Annotated in this window: 17 protein-coding genes; 10 read left to right on the top strand and 7 right to left on the bottom strand. The window is 42.8% G+C overall.

What is annotated here, in order from left to right; translation table 11 throughout:
• Positions 1 to 5 precede the first annotated feature (5 nt).
• Both murQ and B5D42_RS04595 read right to left on the bottom strand, forming a co-directional pair.
• Complete coding sequence (murQ, locus tag B5D42_RS04590) at positions 6 to 821, bottom strand: N-acetylmuramic acid 6-phosphate etherase (protein WP_078830263.1); 816 nt, start codon at positions 819 to 821, stop codon at positions 6 to 8.
• Between the two features lie 9 nt (positions 822 to 830).
• The gene (locus B5D42_RS04595; protein WP_078830264.1) at positions 831 to 1673 is read right to left on the bottom strand and encodes an N-acetylglucosamine kinase; all 843 of its coding nucleotides are present in this window, start codon (positions 1671 to 1673) and stop codon (positions 831 to 833) included.
• 220 nt (positions 1674 to 1893) lie between these two features.
• Here B5D42_RS04595 and B5D42_RS04600 point away from each other — a divergent pair, with 220 nt between their 5' ends.
• Positions 1894 to 3480, top strand: coding sequence for a S41 family peptidase (locus B5D42_RS04600; protein ID WP_078830265.1), 1587 nt, complete (start codon positions 1894 to 1896; stop codon positions 3478 to 3480).
• A 69-nt stretch (positions 3481 to 3549) separates the two neighbouring features.
• Here B5D42_RS04600 and B5D42_RS04605 read toward each other — a convergent pair whose 3' ends face one another.
• Both B5D42_RS04605 and cysC read right to left on the bottom strand, forming a co-directional pair.
• Complete coding sequence (locus B5D42_RS04605) at positions 3550 to 6366, bottom strand: outer membrane beta-barrel family protein (RefSeq protein WP_078830266.1); 2817 nt, start codon at positions 6364 to 6366, stop codon at positions 3550 to 3552.
• Between the two features lie 113 nt (positions 6367 to 6479).
• Positions 6480 to 7091 (bottom strand): adenylyl-sulfate kinase, encoded by a 612-nt coding sequence (gene cysC / locus B5D42_RS04610; protein WP_078830267.1) that lies wholly within the window; start codon positions 7089 to 7091, stop codon positions 6480 to 6482.
• Between the two features lie 343 nt (positions 7092 to 7434).
• Between cysC and B5D42_RS04615 the strand changes: the two genes are divergently transcribed.
• From B5D42_RS04615 to B5D42_RS18220, 7 genes are read left to right on the top strand one after another with little or no spacing between them, the layout of a single operon-like run.
• The gene (locus B5D42_RS04615; RefSeq protein WP_139366984.1) at positions 7435 to 8118 is read left to right on the top strand and encodes a hypothetical protein; all 684 of its coding nucleotides are present in this window, start codon (positions 7435 to 7437) and stop codon (positions 8116 to 8118) included.
• Between the two features lie 49 nt (positions 8119 to 8167).
• On the top strand, positions 8168 to 8716 hold the full coding sequence (locus tag B5D42_RS04620) for a phage tail protein (RefSeq protein ID WP_078830270.1): 549 nt from the start codon (positions 8168 to 8170) through the stop codon (positions 8714 to 8716).
• A gap of 56 nt (positions 8717 to 8772) precedes the next feature.
• Positions 8773 to 9318 (top strand): phage tail protein, encoded by a 546-nt coding sequence (locus tag B5D42_RS04625; protein ID WP_078830271.1) that lies wholly within the window; start codon positions 8773 to 8775, stop codon positions 9316 to 9318.
• A gap of 40 nt (positions 9319 to 9358) precedes the next feature.
• Positions 9359 to 9898 carry a phage tail protein gene (locus B5D42_RS04630; protein ID WP_078830272.1) on the top strand — a complete coding sequence of 180 codons (540 nt, stop codon included), beginning with the start codon at positions 9359 to 9361 and terminating at the stop codon, positions 9896 to 9898.
• 39 nt (positions 9899 to 9937) lie between these two features.
• Positions 9938 to 10849, top strand: coding sequence for a formyltransferase family protein (locus tag B5D42_RS04635; RefSeq protein ID WP_078830273.1), 912 nt, complete (start codon positions 9938 to 9940; stop codon positions 10847 to 10849).
• A gap of 9 nt (positions 10850 to 10858) precedes the next feature.
• On the top strand, positions 10859 to 12757 hold the full coding sequence (locus B5D42_RS04640) for an asparagine synthase-related protein (RefSeq protein ID WP_176112900.1): 1899 nt from the start codon (positions 10859 to 10861) through the stop codon (positions 12755 to 12757).
• Positions 12758 to 12799: 42 nt separating this feature from the next.
• The gene (locus B5D42_RS18220) at positions 12800 to 12931 is read left to right on the top strand and encodes a hypothetical protein (protein ID WP_262507767.1); all 132 of its coding nucleotides are present in this window, start codon (positions 12800 to 12802) and stop codon (positions 12929 to 12931) included.
• Between the two features lie 368 nt (positions 12932 to 13299).
• Here B5D42_RS18220 and B5D42_RS04645 read toward each other — a convergent pair whose 3' ends face one another.
• Entirely contained in the window at positions 13300 to 14322 is a 1023-nt protein-coding gene (locus B5D42_RS04645; RefSeq protein ID WP_139366985.1) for an SAM-dependent methyltransferase, read from the bottom strand.
• Between the two features lie 33 nt (positions 14323 to 14355).
• On the opposite strand from B5D42_RS04645, the gene B5D42_RS04650 reads away from it, so the two are divergent.
• Together B5D42_RS04650 and B5D42_RS04655 are read left to right on the top strand one after the other, a co-directional pair.
• A complete protein-coding gene (locus B5D42_RS04650) occupies positions 14356 to 14649 on the top strand; it encodes a PqqD family peptide modification chaperone (protein ID WP_139366986.1) in 294 nt (97 codons plus the stop codon).
• 152 nt (positions 14650 to 14801) lie between these two features.
• Positions 14802 to 15419: an SET domain-containing protein-lysine N-methyltransferase gene (locus tag B5D42_RS04655; protein WP_078830277.1), complete on the top strand. Its 618-nt coding sequence runs from the start codon at positions 14802 to 14804 to the stop codon at positions 15417 to 15419.
• 23 nt (positions 15420 to 15442) lie between these two features.
• Here the strand turns inward: B5D42_RS04655 and B5D42_RS04660 are convergent, their stop codons facing one another.
• Positions 15443 to 16318 carry a sulfotransferase domain-containing protein gene (locus tag B5D42_RS04660; protein ID WP_078830278.1) on the bottom strand — a complete coding sequence of 292 codons (876 nt, stop codon included), beginning with the start codon at positions 16316 to 16318 and terminating at the stop codon, positions 15443 to 15445.
• Positions 16315 to 17232, bottom strand: a complete 918-nt coding sequence (locus B5D42_RS04665) for an ATP-binding protein (protein ID WP_078830279.1) — start codon at positions 17230 to 17232, stop codon at positions 16315 to 16317. The genes B5D42_RS04660 and B5D42_RS04665 overlap by 4 nt, the downstream gene beginning before the upstream one ends.
• Between the last annotated feature and the right edge of the window lie 198 nt (positions 17233 to 17430).

Consider the following 17430-nt stretch of genomic DNA (forward strand, 5'->3'; position numbering starts at 1 on the left):
GTTGCTCAGCTTACCGCTTCAACTGCTTTTTTCACACTGCCATGTTTCAGCAGCAGGTCTTTTGCCTTTTCATAATCGGCCATGTGGAGGTTGTCCATCACCATCTTCACGCCACGATCTACCAGTTTCACATTGCTGAGCTGCATGTTTACCATTTTGTTGTCTTCTACACGTCCCAGCTGTATCATGGTTGCGGTTGAGATCATGTTCAGCACCAGCTTCTGCGCTGTTCCGCTTTTCATGCGGGTGCTGCCGGTTACAAATTCCGGTCCTACCACTACTTCAACAGGGAAATCCGCTTCTGCAGATACCGGTGAAGATGGATTACAACTGATGCTTCCTGTAATAATACCTCTCTTCCTGCATTCTTTGAGCGCACTGATCACATATGGCGTGGTGCCGCTGGCTGCAAGCCCTACTACCACATCTTTATCACTTACAAAATGCTTCTGCAGATCTGCCCAGCCTTCTTCCGTACTGTCTTCCGCAAACTCTACCGCCTGGGTAATTGCTTTTTCGCCCCCTGCGATCAGGCCTATCACGAGCCCGTAAGGGACGCCAAAAGATGGAGGACATTCACTCGCATCCACAATACCCAATCGGCCGCTGGTTCCTGCTCCGATGTAGAACAAACGTCCGCCGGCCAGCATTTTATCCGTTATGGCTGCTACCAGCTTCTCTATCTGCGGTATGGCCCTCTCCACTGCCAATGGTACCTGCTTATCTTCATTGTTGATATTTACAAGTAATTCATGAATCGGCATTTTTTCAAGATGCCTGTAAGTAGAAGGTTGTTCTGTTACTTTTATGAATTCTGACATAAATGAATTTTAACGGTGATAGTCGATTAATCCCTGCATCGGGGCTTTGATCACTTTGCCCAGTTCAAGCTCATAGCTGTTGCATAAATCTTTCAGCACATCTTTGAAACCGAAAGCGATACTGCCTACAAAATTGACCGGCAAGGTCCACGTTTCTCTGTATTTATATAAGTGAGTAAAGAAAAAGTCGTTCAGGCCATCTTCAATGATATTCTCGATCATATAATGCCCGCGGTTCTCCGCAAGAAAAATGGCATAGGATGCCAGGTAACGGTTAGCCAGTGGTTTTTTGTAAACATTGTCGAGAATCTCCGGCGCTGTAATACCGGGGAATCGCTTTTCGAAGCGTGATTGCAGCTCCTCATCGAATGTGCGGTACAGGTAATACTGCAGCACTTTCTTGCCCAGGTAAGCGCCGCTTCCTTCATCGCCCAGCACATAGCCGAGGCCGGGACTGTTCTTCACAATATTCTTCCCGTTATAATAAGCTGAGTTAGTGCCGGTTCCGAGGATGCAGGCAATGCCTTTCTGGTTGCCGCAAAGCGATCTTGCAGCCGCAAGCAGGTCGTGGTTCACTTCTATTTTTGCTTTCGGGAAAGCCTGTTTCAGTACCTTTTTGAGGATTTTTACATTATCCGGATTAGACAGTCCTGTGCCATAAAAGAACACTTCGTCCACTGTAACATTTTTCAGCTTGGAAAGCAATTCTTTGCTGAGGAGTTCTGTGATCTGTTCTGCCGACAGGAAATAGGGGCTGATACCCTGGGTGTGGATGGTTTTTTTACGGCCATTCTGCAACAGGCACCATTCGCACTTCGTCGCGCCACTGTCAGCAATCAGTTTTATTGGCATAATACTATTTAAATATATGTATGCGTGGAGGTCACTTGCAGACCTGCTTTGCATTCTTTTCAAGCACGAAGTAAGCAAAAAAACGCACTAATGTCAAACTTACAACATATTTCAATTCGAAATAAGCACAAAAACGCATTATTATGCTAAACTTCATGGCCGGTAACCTTATTTCATTCTTAATGTGGATATTTGCCGCTCTCTAATCAAGCAGAAGAATATGGGAAGTAAAAAATTAAAGGTTTGGTTACCCCTGCTTTTTTCGTTGGTGATGGTGCTCGGCATGGTCATTGGCTACCAGCTGAAAGGCAAAACCACCGGTAACAGGTTTTTTAATACCGCCAGGCGCAGTTCACTGCAGGAGCTGGTAGAACTGATCCGTAACAGGTATGTTGATAAAGTATCGGCCGACAGTATCAATGAACTGGCAGCCACCGAATTGCTTTCTCACCTCGATCCGCATTCCATTTATATTCCCGCAGCCTATCTCGACGATGTGAACGAAGAACTGATGGGCAATTTCCAGGGAATTGGTGTTGAATTTCAACTCTTTGACGATACCGTTAATGTGATGAACGTGATCAAAGACGGACCTTCTGCCAGGGCCGGGATCCGTGTGGGAGATAAGTTCCTGGCGGTGAACGACAGTATTGCGCTTGCAGGCAGGAAATTAAACCCCGACGATATCCGCAAACGCCTGAGAGGCCCTGCCAGCTCTTCTGTAACCGTGAAAATACTCAGGGGAAATGAAGTGAAGAATATTACGATCGAAAGAGGCGTGATCCCTGTGGCTTCCGTTGATGTGGGCTATATGATGAATGCTACTACCGGATTTATCCGCATTAACAAGTTCGGGGACAGAACCTATGAAGAGTTCATGACCCAGCTTGAAAAACTGCAGAAAGAAGGTATGAAAGAACTGATCCTCGATCTGCGCGGAAACGGCGGCGGTCTGTTAAAAGAAGCCACTGCCATTGCCGACGAATTCCTGAGTGATGATAAACTGATCGTTTATACCGAAGGCGAACATGTAGAAAAATATGAGTACCACTGTAAACGTCCCGGATTGTTTGAAACCGGTAAACTCACGGTGCTGATCGATGAAACATCTGCTTCTGCCAGCGAAGTGCTGAGCGGTGCCCTGCAGGACTGGGATCGCGCCACCATCATCGGCAGGAGAAGTTTTGGCAAAGGACTTGTGCAACAGCAGTTCCAGCTCAGCGATGGCGGGGCGGTAAGACTCACGATAGCCCGCTATTTCACTCCACTTGGCCGCAACATCCAGAAATCCTATACGAAGGGAAAGAAGGAATACGAAGAGGAGCTGGTATCCCGTTTCCAGAATGGAGAGATGGTAAAAGGTGATACTTCAAAACATGAAACCAAGCCGTATAAAACACCGGGCGGACGTATTGTATACGGCGGCGGTGGAATTACACCTGATGTATTTGTTCCTTACGATACAACAAGGATCGACAGCCTGCTGATGAAATTATACCGTAAGAATCTCCTCAGCAGTTTTGTGTACCGTTTTTATATGCAGCACCCGGAATTGTCTAAAGCAAAATCTGCGCTGGAGATCCCTTCGAAATTCATGAACGACGAGAACGACTGGAATGCCTTTGTTTCTTATGTAAGGAAAGACAGTATTTATCTCGATGCAGTTGCGCCTAAAGACAGGGGTGAACTGGTAAAACAATTGCGTGCACAGATGGGCCGCCAGATCTGGCGAGCAGAGGGTTATTTTGAAGTAGCCAATCTCACAGATCCGACCGTACTGAAGGCCTTGGAGTTGATAAAAAAATAACTTTGCAATAGTTATATAAAACAGGCAGGCCTGACAAGTCTGCCTGTTTTCTTTTATTGTAACAAATTCTTATTCTTCATTACGGCCACCGCGCATGCCGCCTGGTCTTCCGCCTCCCTGGCGTATCATACCACCTCCGTTACCGTTACGTGGCGTTGCCTGCATAAACGGCCTGCGTTTTGGTTTTGCACCGAACTGGCGCAGGTTATAGGTAAACGTAAGCATGGCATAACGCGTGAGTACTGTAGAACGCTGGTCTTGTATGGTGCTACCGGTTACGCTGCGGGTAACGCTCTGGTTCTGGTTCAGCAGGTCAAAAACAGATAACCTTAATTCGCCGGCATTGTTTTTCAGAAATTGCTTGGCGATGGATGGATTCAGCAAAGGAACGCTCGCGCTGAATCCGCCGGTGCGGTTGCCTGTATAAGTATAATCGAAGTCGGCCGACACGATCCAGCCGTTATCGGTGTAATAAGTTGCTTCGGTAGAGAAGGATTGCGAATAATAGTTGGCATTCTGCGTAGACTGCAAGCTGTTCCGCGCAATGGTATAAGAAGTGGTTGCGCTGAAATTCATATCGAAATTATCTTTCAGATTGGTGGTCCACTTGATGGTTTGCGACAACTGCGTATTGCGGGTAAAATTGCTTTGTTTGTTTACAAGTGTCTGAGCCTGGTTATAGTTTACGTTGGTAGTGAAATTCAGGTTCGATTTCGGATTTTTTAAAGGGAATCCATAGTTCAGGTAGCCTGAAATGGCATAAGTACCGTCGAGGTTTACACTGGTAGAAGTTCTGCCGCCGTTCGCATTCTGGATCACAGAACTCTGTATGTCATTATGAACCGCACTTGCATTCACCGTGAACATGAAAACGCGTTGGGTAACGGGATCGAATGAATGATATAACACGCGCAGGCTATGGGTGAACTGTGGCTTCAGGTCAGGATTGCCGATCTGAAAATTAATGGAGTCGCTGGTGGTAACGAGCGGTTGCAATTGCTGGATCGAAGGCTGGCCGGTACGGCCGTTATAGTTCACACGCAGGTTCCTTGTTTTCGAAAAATTATACTGGAAATTGGCCGTTGGTGTGAAGTTGGTGAACTTGTTGATCACCTGGATATTTTTGGTTGTATTCAGGCTGTTCTGCTCGGTAAACTGAATGCCGCTTCCCAGGCTGAAATTGTATTTGGTTCCCTGGAGCCGGTAGTTGAGGCTGCCCCTGTTGGAAGTACTGGTGAAATTATATGAATTGCTGAAAAGACTGTCGAACGTGGAATAAGTACCCGTCTGCTTGTTGAAACGGTAAGTATTGTTGGATGAGTTATTGCGCGAATAGGAAAAGTTATAATTGAATTCGAGTATCTGGTTTCTGCCGATAGGTTCTGTATAAGACAGGGTAGGACTGAAACTGAACGAATTGGATTTGCTGATATAATACTGGTTAAGCGTATCTGTTTTGCTTACCGGTCTGAAGAAATCATTGATCGAATAATTATAACCCTGGCTGTTATTGGTGCCTGCAGAAAATCCGAGATCAAGCGAAACCGTGCGTGCTTTTTTCGCAAAGCGATGCCTGAACTGGAGATTGCTGCCATTGATATTGAACCCGCTGTTGGTTCCTGAAGATGTACTTGCGGAACGGTTAACAAGTTTACCATCAGGATCGGCGGTAGTGAGATTGGATGACGAAGAAGATGGCACTGCCTGCTGAAAACTGATATTGGGTCGGAATACCCATGAATTGTTAGAATCCGGTTTTGATTCTATATTGAAATTGATGCGGTGATTGCGGTTGCTTCTTAATGAATTCCTTTCGCGTTCATTATAAGAAGAAGAATCCTGCTTCAGGATATTCTGTGTGCGTGTTTCCTGTTCGGAATTGGTACGCTGGTCGTTGTAAAAATAACTGCCCGATACATCTGTCTTGCTTCCCCAGGTATCGCGGTAATTGAGGCCGCCCGCAAGACTGGTAGTGATGCCCGCGCCACCGCCGCCACTGCGGCCGCGGCCACCGCCATTTCCTCCATTCAGGAAATCCTGTGAAGTAAAGCTCTGCTTGTTGATATTATTTGCCTGCCCCACAATTGCGATCTGCTGGTTGCCGTTCATGCGATGCAGGTTAATACTTTCATCATAAGTGCCATTATCGCCGGCACCGGCCACAGCTTTCCCGAAATAACCTTTCTGCTTGTCTTTCTTGGTAGTGATATTAATCGTTTTAACACGATTGCCATCGTCAAATCCGGTGAATTTGCTCTGGTCACTGAGATCGTCGAATACCTGGATCTTATCAACGATATCCGGTGGCAGGTTCTTCGTTGCAAGTTTCGGATCATCTCCGAAAAACCTTTTACCGTTTACCAGTATACGCTGCACCGTTTCGCCCTGGGCTTTTACACCGCCGTTCTTGTCTACATCCATGCCCGGGAATTTCTTCAGCAGGTCTTCCACTACCGCATTGGGTTTTGTTTTGAAACTGGAAGCATTATATTCAATGGTGTCGTTCCTTACAGTGATAGGCGATTGGGTAACGGTTACCATGCCCAGATCGTTCTCGTGCACATGAAGAATGATATTGCCGAGATCATGCACTGCATTGGTTTTGGATAACGAGATATTTCTATAAAATGGATCGAAGCCCTGGAATGCAACATGCACAATATAGGATCCAAACGGGATGTTGCCGATCTCGAAACTTCCGTCTGCTTTGGAAAGACCTGCCATTTCAAGCGTTGAGTCGCCTGCATTCAGCACGGTTACAGAAGCGTCTTTGAGGGTTTGTTTCGAAAGTGTGTCGGTCAGTTTACCTTTAATAGTTCCGGTTGTCTGTCCAAATCCAAAAAATACAGATGCGCACATGCACAAGCAGGTGAGAATTTTTTTCATACTACTTAGTTGTTTGCGCAGAAGGGTAGTACAAGATAAAACCACGCTTTATAAAACAAAGATATAATCGGTGATGCGTATAAGTGTATAGGTAAAGCCAGGTAAAAAGAGTCTTATTTCAGCAGTTTGCTGCTTTGGCGCAACCATGTGATCAATTCGATGAGGCTGTCTTCCGGAGATTTTTCAGCAGTATGAAGATGAAGGTCGGGTTTTTCAGGCTTCTCATATGGACTGCTGATACCAGTGAAATCGGTGATCTTTCCCTGTTCTGCAAGCAGGTATAAACCTTTTGTATCTCTTTTCCTGCAGGTTTCAAGCGGAGAATCGATGAATAATTCATAAAAGCTGTCTTTCCCGATGATGGCTGAAGCTTTTTCCCTGTCGTTTTCAAAAGGCGAAATAAAAGACGCAATGGTAATGATGCCGGCATCGTTGAACAGCCTGCACATTTCTGCAACACGGCGGATATTTTCAGTCCTGTCTTCTTTTGAAAAACCAAGATCGCTGTTGATGCCTAAACGTGTATTGTCGCCATCCAGTACATAAGAATGATAACCGTTGTCAAACAGCCATTTGTCGAGCAAGGAAGCAATGGTTGATTTGCCTGCGCCGGACAAACCTGTGAACCATAATGTAAAAGCTTTATTTCCTTTGTGGGTTTCCCTGTTTTGTCTTGTTACCGACAAGTGCTGGGTAAAAAGGTAACTGTTTTTTTCTTTGCTCATGAATAACTGGTATATCAACTCGTGCCAAAGTTAAGCCGTGAGTCTATTGCCTGGATGCAACGAGTGATCATTTTGAAAATAACAGGAAAGAAAATGAGAATTGTTCATAATCCGGTAATAAAAGGCATGAAAAAAATAATTAAAAGCGATAAGAGAAAATGGATGCATCTTCTGTCGATACCGGGAAAAATACCCCCGTATTATTACTTAAAAAATAACTGCATTATTTTTTGAGAATCACTTGCTTTTGTAAAAAATCCCTTCTATATTGGATGCAGAATAGAACAACTGTTTCCTACAGATAATCCATTCGCTTTCAACCTTAACTAACAATCTATTATCCATGCAGCAACATCCTTTGTTGGTTTACTGGGTCGTGTTCGCGATCCTGTTATTCATCATCATTTTTTTAGATAAAAAATATGATCTGTTGCGTGATGAAAGTTCCGCGCCTAAAAAACCTTATAGCTATTCGCGTTCCCAGCTGGCCTGGTGGACGCTGGTGATCATGTCGCTTTTCATCACCATATTCATTACGCGCGGAAATATCCCGGCCCTGGCCAATTCCACGGTAATCCTCCTCGGGATCAGTGCGGCCACAACTGCTGCCGGAAGACTGATAGATGTGGGTGATGCCACAAAGCCGCTGCGCATTCTGAGCCAGGAGACCAATGGCGATAATTTCTTTATCGATATTCTTTCAGACAATAATGGGGTAAGTATCCACCGGCTGCAGACCGTGATCTTCAACATGGTGATCGGAGCATGGTTCATCACTTGTGCATTGCATAACCTGATGAACTGTGTGCCTGCCGGATGTTGTTCGGGAACAGCCTGTATCGATACCATTCTTCCGGATGTGAGTGATAATGTACTGATGCTGCTGGGTATCAGTTCGGGTACTTACGCGGCAATCAAGAGTACGGAGAACAAAACCAGCCCGCCTTCCGGAGGCATAACAGCTCCCGGTGCGGTCTCGGTTCCACCCGTGTCACCTGGTCCTGTTGCTGACAATAGCAACCCGTAATTCCGGTTGCGATAAAACATATTTCCTTAACCTTTAAAATACAATTATTATGGCAGATCCGTTTTATGGAGAAATCAGGCCTTTTGGCTTTACCTATGCTCCGCTTGACTGGTTACCCTGCGATGGGAGGCAAGTGCCTATCAATCAGTATCAGGCATTGTTTGCGATCATCGGAACCTCTTACGGAGGTAATATACAACAAGGGTATTTCAATTTACCGAACCTTCAGGGCGCTATTGCGACGCAACTGGATACCAGACAAACTCCCTTTGATACCTTAGGCGAAACCGGTGGATCGGCAACACAAGGCCTGCTTACCAACCAGATGCCTAATCACAATCACTCAGTTAAGGCTGTAATTGGCCAGGGAACAACAAATGCGCCAGGACCAACGGTCTCGGTTGCAGTGCCCGCAGCAACTACTGGCACAACAAAATCCAATATCGCCGCTTATTCAAATACATCTTCAATTACCATGTCGGCAATTGAGATGGGGGTTGTTGGAACAAATACTCCTCATAATAACATGGGGCCTTTTCTGGTCATGAACTATTGTATTTGTGTTCAAAATGGTATCTGGCCTGAAAATCCTAATTAGGAGGAGCTTGCTTCGATCTTGTTAAGGTTAATTAATTAAAACAAAAAAAATATATTATGGATCCACTTCTTGGAGAGATCAGACTATTCCCATTTAATTATGCGCCCAGTGGCTGGGCGCTTTGTAACGGTCAGAGTCTGGCCGTAACAGGTAATCAGGCATTATACTCGCTGATAGGCAATCTGTATGGTGGGAATAACCAAAACTTTAATCTGCCTAATCTGAACGGACGTGCTATAATTCATAAGTCTGCTCAATATCCTACTCAGGGCGTTGCAGGGGGGGCGGAAGCGGTAACGCTTGTTGCAGCCAATTTGCCGGCGCATACGCATTCAATATTGGCCAATAACAGTTATGATCTCGGTAACCCTAACACTAACTTTTTGAGTAACACGAATGTAAAAACAGCAGGAGCAACTGTTACTACAAATGCTTCAATTGCCAATCTTTATGCCGTAAATCCACAGGCCAATACATTAACAACGTTGTTATCAAGTTCAGTTACTTCTACTGGTGGCGGTGGTGCGCATGAAAACAGGTCGCCTTTTCTGGTACTGAATTATTGTATTGCAATATCGGGACTCTATCCCCCACGTCCTTAACAGAGTAAAAAATAGTTGATAACAGTTAAACTAATTTAAAATGGATAATTATGTTGGTGAAATAAGACTTTTTGCGGGATCCTACGCTCCGGTTGGCTGGGCAATCTGCAATGGTGCTTCGATTTCGGTTAGCGGAAATCCGGGATTGTTTGCATTGATAGGAACTACCTATGGCGGAGATGGTGTTAATACTTTTAATCTTCCTGATCTAAGGGGCAGGGTGCCTGTCAGTTTCGGTGTTATATCGGGAGGAACTAATAATTATGTACTAGGACAAACCGGAGGTGCTGTTAGTGTAACGATCGATGAGTCAACCATGCCTGCACATAATCATGCTATGGTTGCGTCAACAGCCCCTGCAACAACAACTTCGCCGAATGGAGCTGTTCTTGCACAATCCAATGGTGCCGGTGGAACATATTCAGCGGTAGATTTTTATAATCCCGCTGCCGCAAATGGTACGCTGGATACCGCAACGGTGGTTAATACCGGAGGTGCAGGTTCGCACAATAACCTGATGCCATATGTTGTGATGAATTTCATTATTGCGCTCTCTGGAAACTTTCCTATGCGGCCGTAATGATAATTGCGTATGTTTATGCCTGAACCAAACTGACTCATGCGCATAGGTATCATTACAAATAACGAATATGCTCTATACCTGATACATGCACTTAAAGCCCGTGGCTTAGAGGTGCATGTATTTTTTTGCCCGTCACCGGATCCTTTCGCCAACCAGCAGGTGGAAGCTTTCATGCAGGCTCAGCATATAGCCTGTGCCATTGAAAAAAATGCGGATAAAGACCTGTACAATTGGATAAAATCTGTTGCGCCGGATGTAGTTTTTGTATCAGGCTACCCACGTCTCATCGATATAAAAAAAACAGGTAACCTAAACGTAAAAATGTTTAATATCCATTCAGGCGCCCTGCCCGGGTTCCGCGGACCTTCTCCTGTATTCTGGCAGCTAAAACTGGGCGTGCCAAAATTGACCGTGTCTATACATCTGCTATCCGAGAAGTTTGATGATGGTCCTGTTGTATGGATGAAGGAAATAGATAATATGGCTCATTATAACTGCCGGCTTGCAGATATGCTCTTGTCTCAGTTAAGCACGGAAGGCGTGTTTTTCATCCTGCAACTAATTATGCATTCTTTACCCGTAGTACCTGTTGCTCATAAGAACGGTGAAATGAAATATTATAAGAAGCCTGCGGCAGCGGATGTTACCATCACCTGGGATACGATGACCGCAGATGAAATTGTTCGTCTCGTTAAAGCTTGTAATCCATGGAATAAAGGTGCTATTACTTTTATTAACAGTACACCGATAAAAATTACGGATGCTACTGCCGGCAGCGAAAAGAGGGATGAGCCTCCTGGTACAATAGTGGCTGCAGACGCACAATTAACAGTGGTTTGTTCAGATAACCAGATTATCCATATAAATATGTTATTTTACAACGATTTTTTTCTGCCGGCATACTATTGCCGGATCTGGGGTATAATTCCGGGTCGCTGTTTCGGATAATTAATGTGTATGAGTACGATTTTCGGTAAATGTAACATAGATAAACAACCAGTCTTAACAGACGAAGCTGTTTTGATGAAAGTGGCTCTCGACCATTGGAATGCTGATGCTTCTGGTATATGGGCAGACGAACAGACGATGTTGGGTCAATTGACCTTATTTAACACGCCGGAATCCTTCCACGAAAAACTTCCTTTTACAGATGCTGTATCAGGGATGACCATTGTTGCGGATGCAAGGATAGACAACCGTGAAGAACTGTTCAGAAAACTTGGAGTTATGCAGGATGAAAGGCCGCAGTTGGCTGACAGCATCCTGATACTGAAAGCATATTGTAAATATGGCGAAGAATGCCTTTCACATTTTGTGGGGGATTTCACATTTGCAATCTGGGACCCTTCAGAACAAAAATTATTCTGTGTAAGGGATCATGTTGGCATTAAGCCATTATTTTATTATTCAGATGATCACTTTTTTGCTTTTGCTTCAGAAAAAAAAGGATTGCTTGCAATTCCTGGTATTAAACAAAAAGCAAATCACGATTATCTGATGAAAATGGTTGGATTTATTGATCATAATGAGGCGGAAACATCTTATGAAGGGATATCCCGTTTGCCACCGGGGCATTTTGTATCAATCCAAGGAAAATGTCTAAAGCTTACAAAATATTGGGAACTGGATACCGAGCAGGAAATAATTTATAAAGATCCACGTGATTATGTTCATGCTTTCAAAGAACTATTTGATGAAGCAATCAAATGCAGGCTAAGAAGTGCATTCACTGTCGGAGCCGAACTAAGCGGCGGACTTGATTCTTCAGGTATTACATGTATTGCTGCACGTATGTTGCATGAAGAAGGGAAAAAAATAGCGACTTTTTCGTACGGGTTCGATGAAAAGTCAAAAACGTTTTATCATAATACAGAAGATCTGATTGAAGAACATTTTGCTGATGAAGTTATTGCATTTGCCAATGTTGATAAGGTAATAAAAATAAGAGAGGATGGTTACAGCAATTTTATGGAGGAGATAGACTTGGCATTGCGAATCAACGATGGCCCTGGTGTGTTATTGCCATGGCATGATCCGCTTAAAAAGAAAGTGGTGGAAGAAAACGTGCGTGTGCTTTTGTCCGGTTTCCCCGGCGATCAGATGGTCACCAGTTATGCAGAGGGTTATTTTTTTGAACATTTTGAAAAGAAGAGATATAGAACATTCCTAAAAGAAGCAAAACGAGAAATGGGTGCTATGAAGGCGCTCGCTTTATTGTTCAAAGCAACAGCAGACTGTTATCTGGAGAAATCATTGACAGCTTACCGCAAAAAAAGATTTATACAAAATCATCGTAACCTTCCAGGCAATTTTTTAACACCAACATTATCCCATGCGGAATACCAGCGCCTGGTAAAAGACCCGCCCGGATGGCCGCGAAGCTACAGGAGACTGCAAAAGATGTCCTTACAGAAAATACTTGTCAGCAACAGGCCGGAAACAGAAGACAGAAATAGTTTGCTTTACAAATCTGAAACCCGTTTTCCGATGGCGGACAGGCGCTTGCTGCAATTCATGCTGAGTATTCCGGCCGGACAGAAAGCCAATGCTACTGGTGGGCGGCTGTTATACCGGAAAAGCATGGCGGCTGTTATACCGGAGAGCATTATTAGGAGAACAGATAAAGAATCGTTGATCCATCCGTTCGTATTGCCGAATTGGATCAGAGATCAAGGAAGTATAGCCGCGTGGCTTAAACAAGCGGGCCTGCCGGAAAGGCTTCCTTATGTCAATTTTGATAAATTAATGGCGGGTTATAGCCTCGACAACGACCGCGATTATTTTATCTTGAATGGCAGGATGAACAGAAAAAGGCTACATTGTATTGTAAGGTGGCTAGAAAAGAATAATTTGTAATATTTTATTCTTTTTCATAACTTTATTAAAATTATTTCACTTATGAACATGATTCATTCTAATGAAGGCCTCAAAACCTGGTCAGAACCAGTTGTAACTTTAATCTCTAAAGATGCGGTTAAAAGTGGTGCTGTAACTATCTCAGAAGGTGCGGCTACAAAGGGTAGTAGTTAATTTAAATAATACAAGCCGGCTCCTTGTTATTGGTGACTTTTTCGGATTATGAGTGATATCGTAATTTAAGGTTGCCTAGCGGAGCTTTGTTATTTTTCATTGAATTTGCATATAAATTTTATATACGAGGATAAGCCTAAGTATCGTAATTACGTGATTATTATTGGTTAGGTTATTAATTTAATTTTTCCTTGTTGGTATTCCTCACTGTCATTCCCTCTAGAAAAAAATCAGATTATAGTTTTATATTTAAGACGGTCGCCTTATACATCACAGTTGGGTAAACATTCGCCCCGCGATATAAATTCTGTGACTATTAATATCTTCAAGAATTTTCATGCAGGTATAGATTTCTGAAGTACGTTTGTTTAACTCCAATGGTGACGAAACGCAGGCTTTTCACCCATGATATATTCAAATGTTACGTCTCTGCCTTCATAACCTTCAACTGACTGAACCTTAACAGGTATATTGAGACTACAGTCATTAATGCTAAGCTTTTGATCATTAAACACCCTGATGTCTGTTAAAAGATATAATTCTTTTGTTTCTTCAAAATTTTCCGGCATTCTAACCGTAACAGGCTGGTGTTTCTGGCAATTATGCTGACTGATGGTATAAATTTTTCCAACAGATGTGCGTTTGGGATTAAAACTGGCATCCAGGCAACGTTTGGATTCCTGGGAGAAATTCAAGAGCGTAGCACTTACAGTGATTTCCTGTGGAATAAATAGTCCTCCGGGAGTTAACTGAGGAATAAGGTTGAGCATAATGGCAACCTGCGGTTCTCTGACAAGTGCATGCATCATGGTTTCTGAAATAATCAGGTGCGGGGGGATTTCCGCCTGATATACGGTAGCATCTTCGCAAATATAGGACCCTACATAAGCTGAGAGACCCAGTTCCGTATATAGTTTTTTTACTGCTTCTAGGCAGATTGGGTTTATATCGAGCATCTGGATGTTAATCTCTTCAGCCTTGAATAGGGTAGTAAGAGGCGTAACCAGTGTTGCATAGGGACCGCATCCTGCGTATAAAATAGTCAATCGTGTACTCGGGTAAATGGTCTTCAGTTTTAAAATAGCCTGGTATATACCGCGCATGAAAACAGATGTGCGCTGGCCTTCCAGCAGGCAGAATGCAGCATGAGGAGGTGAAATGGCTTTACCTTGCGGTAAATATATATCACTGCCGGCTCCCTGAACACCCGCAGTAATGCCTGTGATCGGTGCATAAAGTTTATGCAGTTCTCTTACAGCGCCGTAAATATGGCCGTAATCATCCGGATAAAAAAGTAGTGAATCTGCACAGCGTTTTAGTATCTCTTTCATAATTGTCAGCATGGTTTGAATAAAAATAATGCATTCAGAAGAATAAAGGGGAAATTGCATATTTTAGTATCTAAATTCATCAAAACATATTTCATGTCTCAATACCCTCTTACTTTAAATTCGGTAATTCGTCGCAACGAAAAAAAATTCCTGATCAGCAGGGTTGGTACGGAAACTGTTATGATGGATCTTGAAAGTGGGGATTATATCGGCCTTAACGAAGTAGGAACAGATATTTGGGAAAAAATACCGGAACCGAAAATAATTGGTGAACTTGTAGACCAGCTTATTGCAGAATATGATGTGAAAGCGGAGCAATGTATTCTGAATACACTTAACTACCTTACACAGATGCAATCAATTCATGCTATTGAAATTGTACAATGAAAAGAATAAAAGTTAAAGACTTTAAACGGCATGAAATACTTTCCTTTTTTATGAAATGAGGTTGTATAAAGGGTTTTGTTGTGCATAAAGAGTAAACTCAATTCAAAGGTGTTGCATTATAAATCATTGTAGTATTCTCCTAAATCAATCGGATGACTGAAGCAGTAAAAATACAATTGCAGGAATTGCTCAGAAATTTCCCCGAATTGCAGCATACCCAGGTAAATTTTTCCGATACGCAGGTGATTTTTACAGGCCAACCAGATATTTCACCAATAACGGAACCACCTTTATGCAAAAAAGAAAAGCCGCCTCGTGATGTGATTGGCGGTCCTTCTAAAATAGAGATAAGAAAATCGCCTGTGCATGGCTTCGGTATTTTTGCCAGGGAGAAAATATTTGCCGGAGAACTGATCGAACAGGCGAAACTGCTAAAACTTGGCTATCGCCAGAAAGCTCAGCATGATGATGTAATTAATGATTATGTGTGGGGTAACAAATCATGCACGTGCACAGAATGCCAGACGTATGGTGTTAAACAATATCTGGCTCTTGGTTTTGGATCCATTTATAATCATGCTGATAAGCCTAATACGCATAAAAATATAGATTTTCCCCGTCAGTTGATATCTTTTACAGCGGCTACTGACATAGATGCTGACAATGAGATATTTACTCATTATGGTGCTAAATACTGGTTGCTCCGCGATTTCTGGAAGAATGTAAGAGAAAATAAGGAAATAGAAAAGCTGGATTTTACCCAAAAATAAATATTCCATTTTTGCAGTGTCATCTATTCCATAATTAAACTTGAAGGGTAACCATACTGCTGCATTACAGTTCCATGCGTACTGATGATCAAATTAGCTTGCTCTTTTGTTAATTCATCTACCCATTTCCCAGCCTGCCCCTGCCTGAAAAAAGATCTTGATGGATTTATTTCATTAAACCCGGCAGTAGATTCTTGTTGTTTTAACTGATGAAAGCTGGTAGTAGCTAAAGCTTTATTGATTTCCTGTTGAGATGCTTGCAAACCAATAAAATCCGTAATCCTGGAAAATGTAGCCAGTGTGTCGGCAAGCATATCTTCATACCTGATTATTAGAACTGGAAATTGAGTAACATATTTCCAACTTAATACATGTTCGCTCCAACTTAGCAGCAGTTGCGGAAACTGGCTTTCGTTATTCAGGTTGTTTTTTTGAGATGCCAGGAATGCCATGGGGTTGTTCATGGTTAGGATCATTTGGTCGAAAGATTTGCCCATATGATTTGAAAAAGATGCAACAATGTCAAGTGGATTTCTGATAAAATAAACAGCACATCTTGTTGGAGCAGCTGGTATTATAGGAAGCCCTTTTTCATTCAGAATATATGCGTCGTGAACTTTAAGGAACAGCTTCTCTGAAGATTGGTTCAGGTTGGCGAATTCCGTGAACACCTCCGGGAGCAACTGCAATACTTCATGCCTGTAAAGATAACCGGAGTCGAAATCTGTGAATTGCTCAAAAAGCGCTCTTGATGAAAAAATGCCCTGGATTTCAGGTGTATTGATATTAAATGCACCATCGTTTTTCAGTAGTGCAGATAAGAACATCCTGAACCATGTATTACCTGATTTCGGATAGGATGCAAGCCAGACTATTTTTTTCGCAACATCAATCCTCATTTGAAATGTATTAATTCAATAACTTTTTCCGCCAGCAGGTTAATTGTATTCAGGTTCTGGTCCCTCCTTATTTCATATACCGAGGAAGTTGTGGATAGTTTGGACAAGGTGGAGAAATTGACAGCCCGTTTTAGCATACCATCCAATTGCAATTGTCTATATGGCATTTTGAATAATGCTAAAGATGCTTCCATTGAACTTATTTTTCTAATCTCTACATCTTCTTTAGTAGCAGGATGTGAATCATTCAATATGAATGTGCAGAAGATGTCTCTTGAGAGCATGTCAAAAGAACCGTGGAAATAATTTCCGTATTTCGCCAGATGAGGTCTTAGCTGAACATTCAATTCGCTTCGTTGCACCGATAAAAGATCGAAGCTGTCTTCCCACAGTTTAGACATCGGATAAGAAGGATAAATAACTAACTTATCATCATTGCTGATTTTTAATACACATATGTCATCCGAAAATATCGGATAACCTAGTGCGTTCAACTTAGTGGCAAGTGTGGATTTTCCTGCCCTTGAATGCCCACAGAAAAGTATAAGCTTCTCATTATACACTACAGCAGATGCATGTAAAGGAATTGTATTCCGCTGATAAAGGATGGCTGTGATAGCGTTGCTCAGTAAAAAAAGACGAACACTGCTGATGTCTGCGCCGGCAGCTGGCTGTACAATGATTCTGTTGCCATTACTTGCATAATAGCTCGCAATGCCATTCACTTTAAGAAGGTATTCGGTAGGTGCAACCAACATATCTACTCTCTTTAGCGTTGGCTCACCCCTAAGTTCCTTTGGAGTATTGCCATATTGTATGGTAATGTCAGGTACTTCTGAAAATGGAAACGGATACAATTCCGGAAACTCAATTTCTGATGTGATGTACAAGCCAAATCCCCAATACTGATGCATGAGTAAAAACGATTATATTTGATTGACAAATATAAGCGTAATCCATTATATGCGTGGTTGGTGCCATCCGAATAATACGGTGGTAATCTTTGAAGACAATATGCTGGAACTGAACATGTCTTTATATTACGCAGATAACATCAGATGTACACAGGCTTTATATCGTTGTTTGGGTAAACAGCTACCGGTAACACTTAG

This window comes from Sediminibacterium ginsengisoli (genome assembly GCF_900167075.1).
Lineage (GTDB): Bacteria > Bacteroidota > Bacteroidia > Chitinophagales > Chitinophagaceae > Sediminibacterium > Sediminibacterium ginsengisoli.

What these genes read in the sequence shown, in the direction of transcription:
- B5D42_RS04655 (WP_078830277.1), top strand. Translation starts at nt 14,802, where the DNA reads ATGACTGAAGCAGTAAAAATACAATTGCAGGAATTGCTCAGAAATTTC.
- B5D42_RS04625 (WP_078830271.1), top strand. Translation starts at nt 8,773, where the DNA reads ATGGATCCACTTCTTGGAGAGATCAGACTATTCCCATTTAATTATGCG.
- B5D42_RS04595 (WP_078830264.1), bottom strand. Translation starts at nt 1,673, where the DNA reads ATGCCAATAAAACTGATTGCTGACAGTGGCGCGACGAAGTGCGAATGG.
- B5D42_RS04660 (WP_078830278.1), bottom strand. Translation starts at nt 16,318, where the DNA reads ATGAGGATTGATGTTGCGAAAAAAATAGTCTGGCTTGCATCCTATCCG.
- B5D42_RS18220 (WP_262507767.1), top strand. Translation starts at nt 12,800, where the DNA reads ATGAACATGATTCATTCTAATGAAGGCCTCAAAACCTGGTCAGAACCA.
- murQ (WP_078830263.1), bottom strand. Translation starts at nt 821, where the DNA reads ATGTCAGAATTCATAAAAGTAACAGAACAACCTTCTACTTACAGGCAT.
- B5D42_RS04615 (WP_139366984.1), top strand. Translation starts at nt 7,435, where the DNA reads ATGCAGCAACATCCTTTGTTGGTTTACTGGGTCGTGTTCGCGATCCTG.
- B5D42_RS04640 (WP_176112900.1), top strand. Translation starts at nt 10,859, where the DNA reads ATGAGTACGATTTTCGGTAAATGTAACATAGATAAACAACCAGTCTTA.
- B5D42_RS04600 (WP_078830265.1), top strand. Translation starts at nt 1,894, where the DNA reads ATGGGAAGTAAAAAATTAAAGGTTTGGTTACCCCTGCTTTTTTCGTTG.
- B5D42_RS04620 (WP_078830270.1), top strand. Translation starts at nt 8,168, where the DNA reads ATGGCAGATCCGTTTTATGGAGAAATCAGGCCTTTTGGCTTTACCTAT.
- cysC (WP_078830267.1), bottom strand. Translation starts at nt 7,091, where the DNA reads ATGAGCAAAGAAAAAAACAGTTACCTTTTTACCCAGCACTTGTCGGTA.
- B5D42_RS04665 (WP_078830279.1), bottom strand. Translation starts at nt 17,232, where the DNA reads ATGCATCAGTATTGGGGATTTGGCTTGTACATCACATCAGAAATTGAG.
- B5D42_RS04635 (WP_078830273.1), top strand. Translation starts at nt 9,938, where the DNA reads ATGCGCATAGGTATCATTACAAATAACGAATATGCTCTATACCTGATA.
- B5D42_RS04645 (WP_139366985.1), bottom strand. Translation starts at nt 14,322, where the DNA reads ATGCAATTTCCCCTTTATTCTTCTGAATGCATTATTTTTATTCAAACC.
- B5D42_RS04605 (WP_078830266.1), bottom strand. Translation starts at nt 6,366, where the DNA reads ATGAAAAAAATTCTCACCTGCTTGTGCATGTGCGCATCTGTATTTTTT.
- B5D42_RS04650 (WP_139366986.1), top strand. Translation starts at nt 14,356, where the DNA reads ATGTCTCAATACCCTCTTACTTTAAATTCGGTAATTCGTCGCAACGAA.
- B5D42_RS04630 (WP_078830272.1), top strand. Translation starts at nt 9,359, where the DNA reads ATGGATAATTATGTTGGTGAAATAAGACTTTTTGCGGGATCCTACGCT.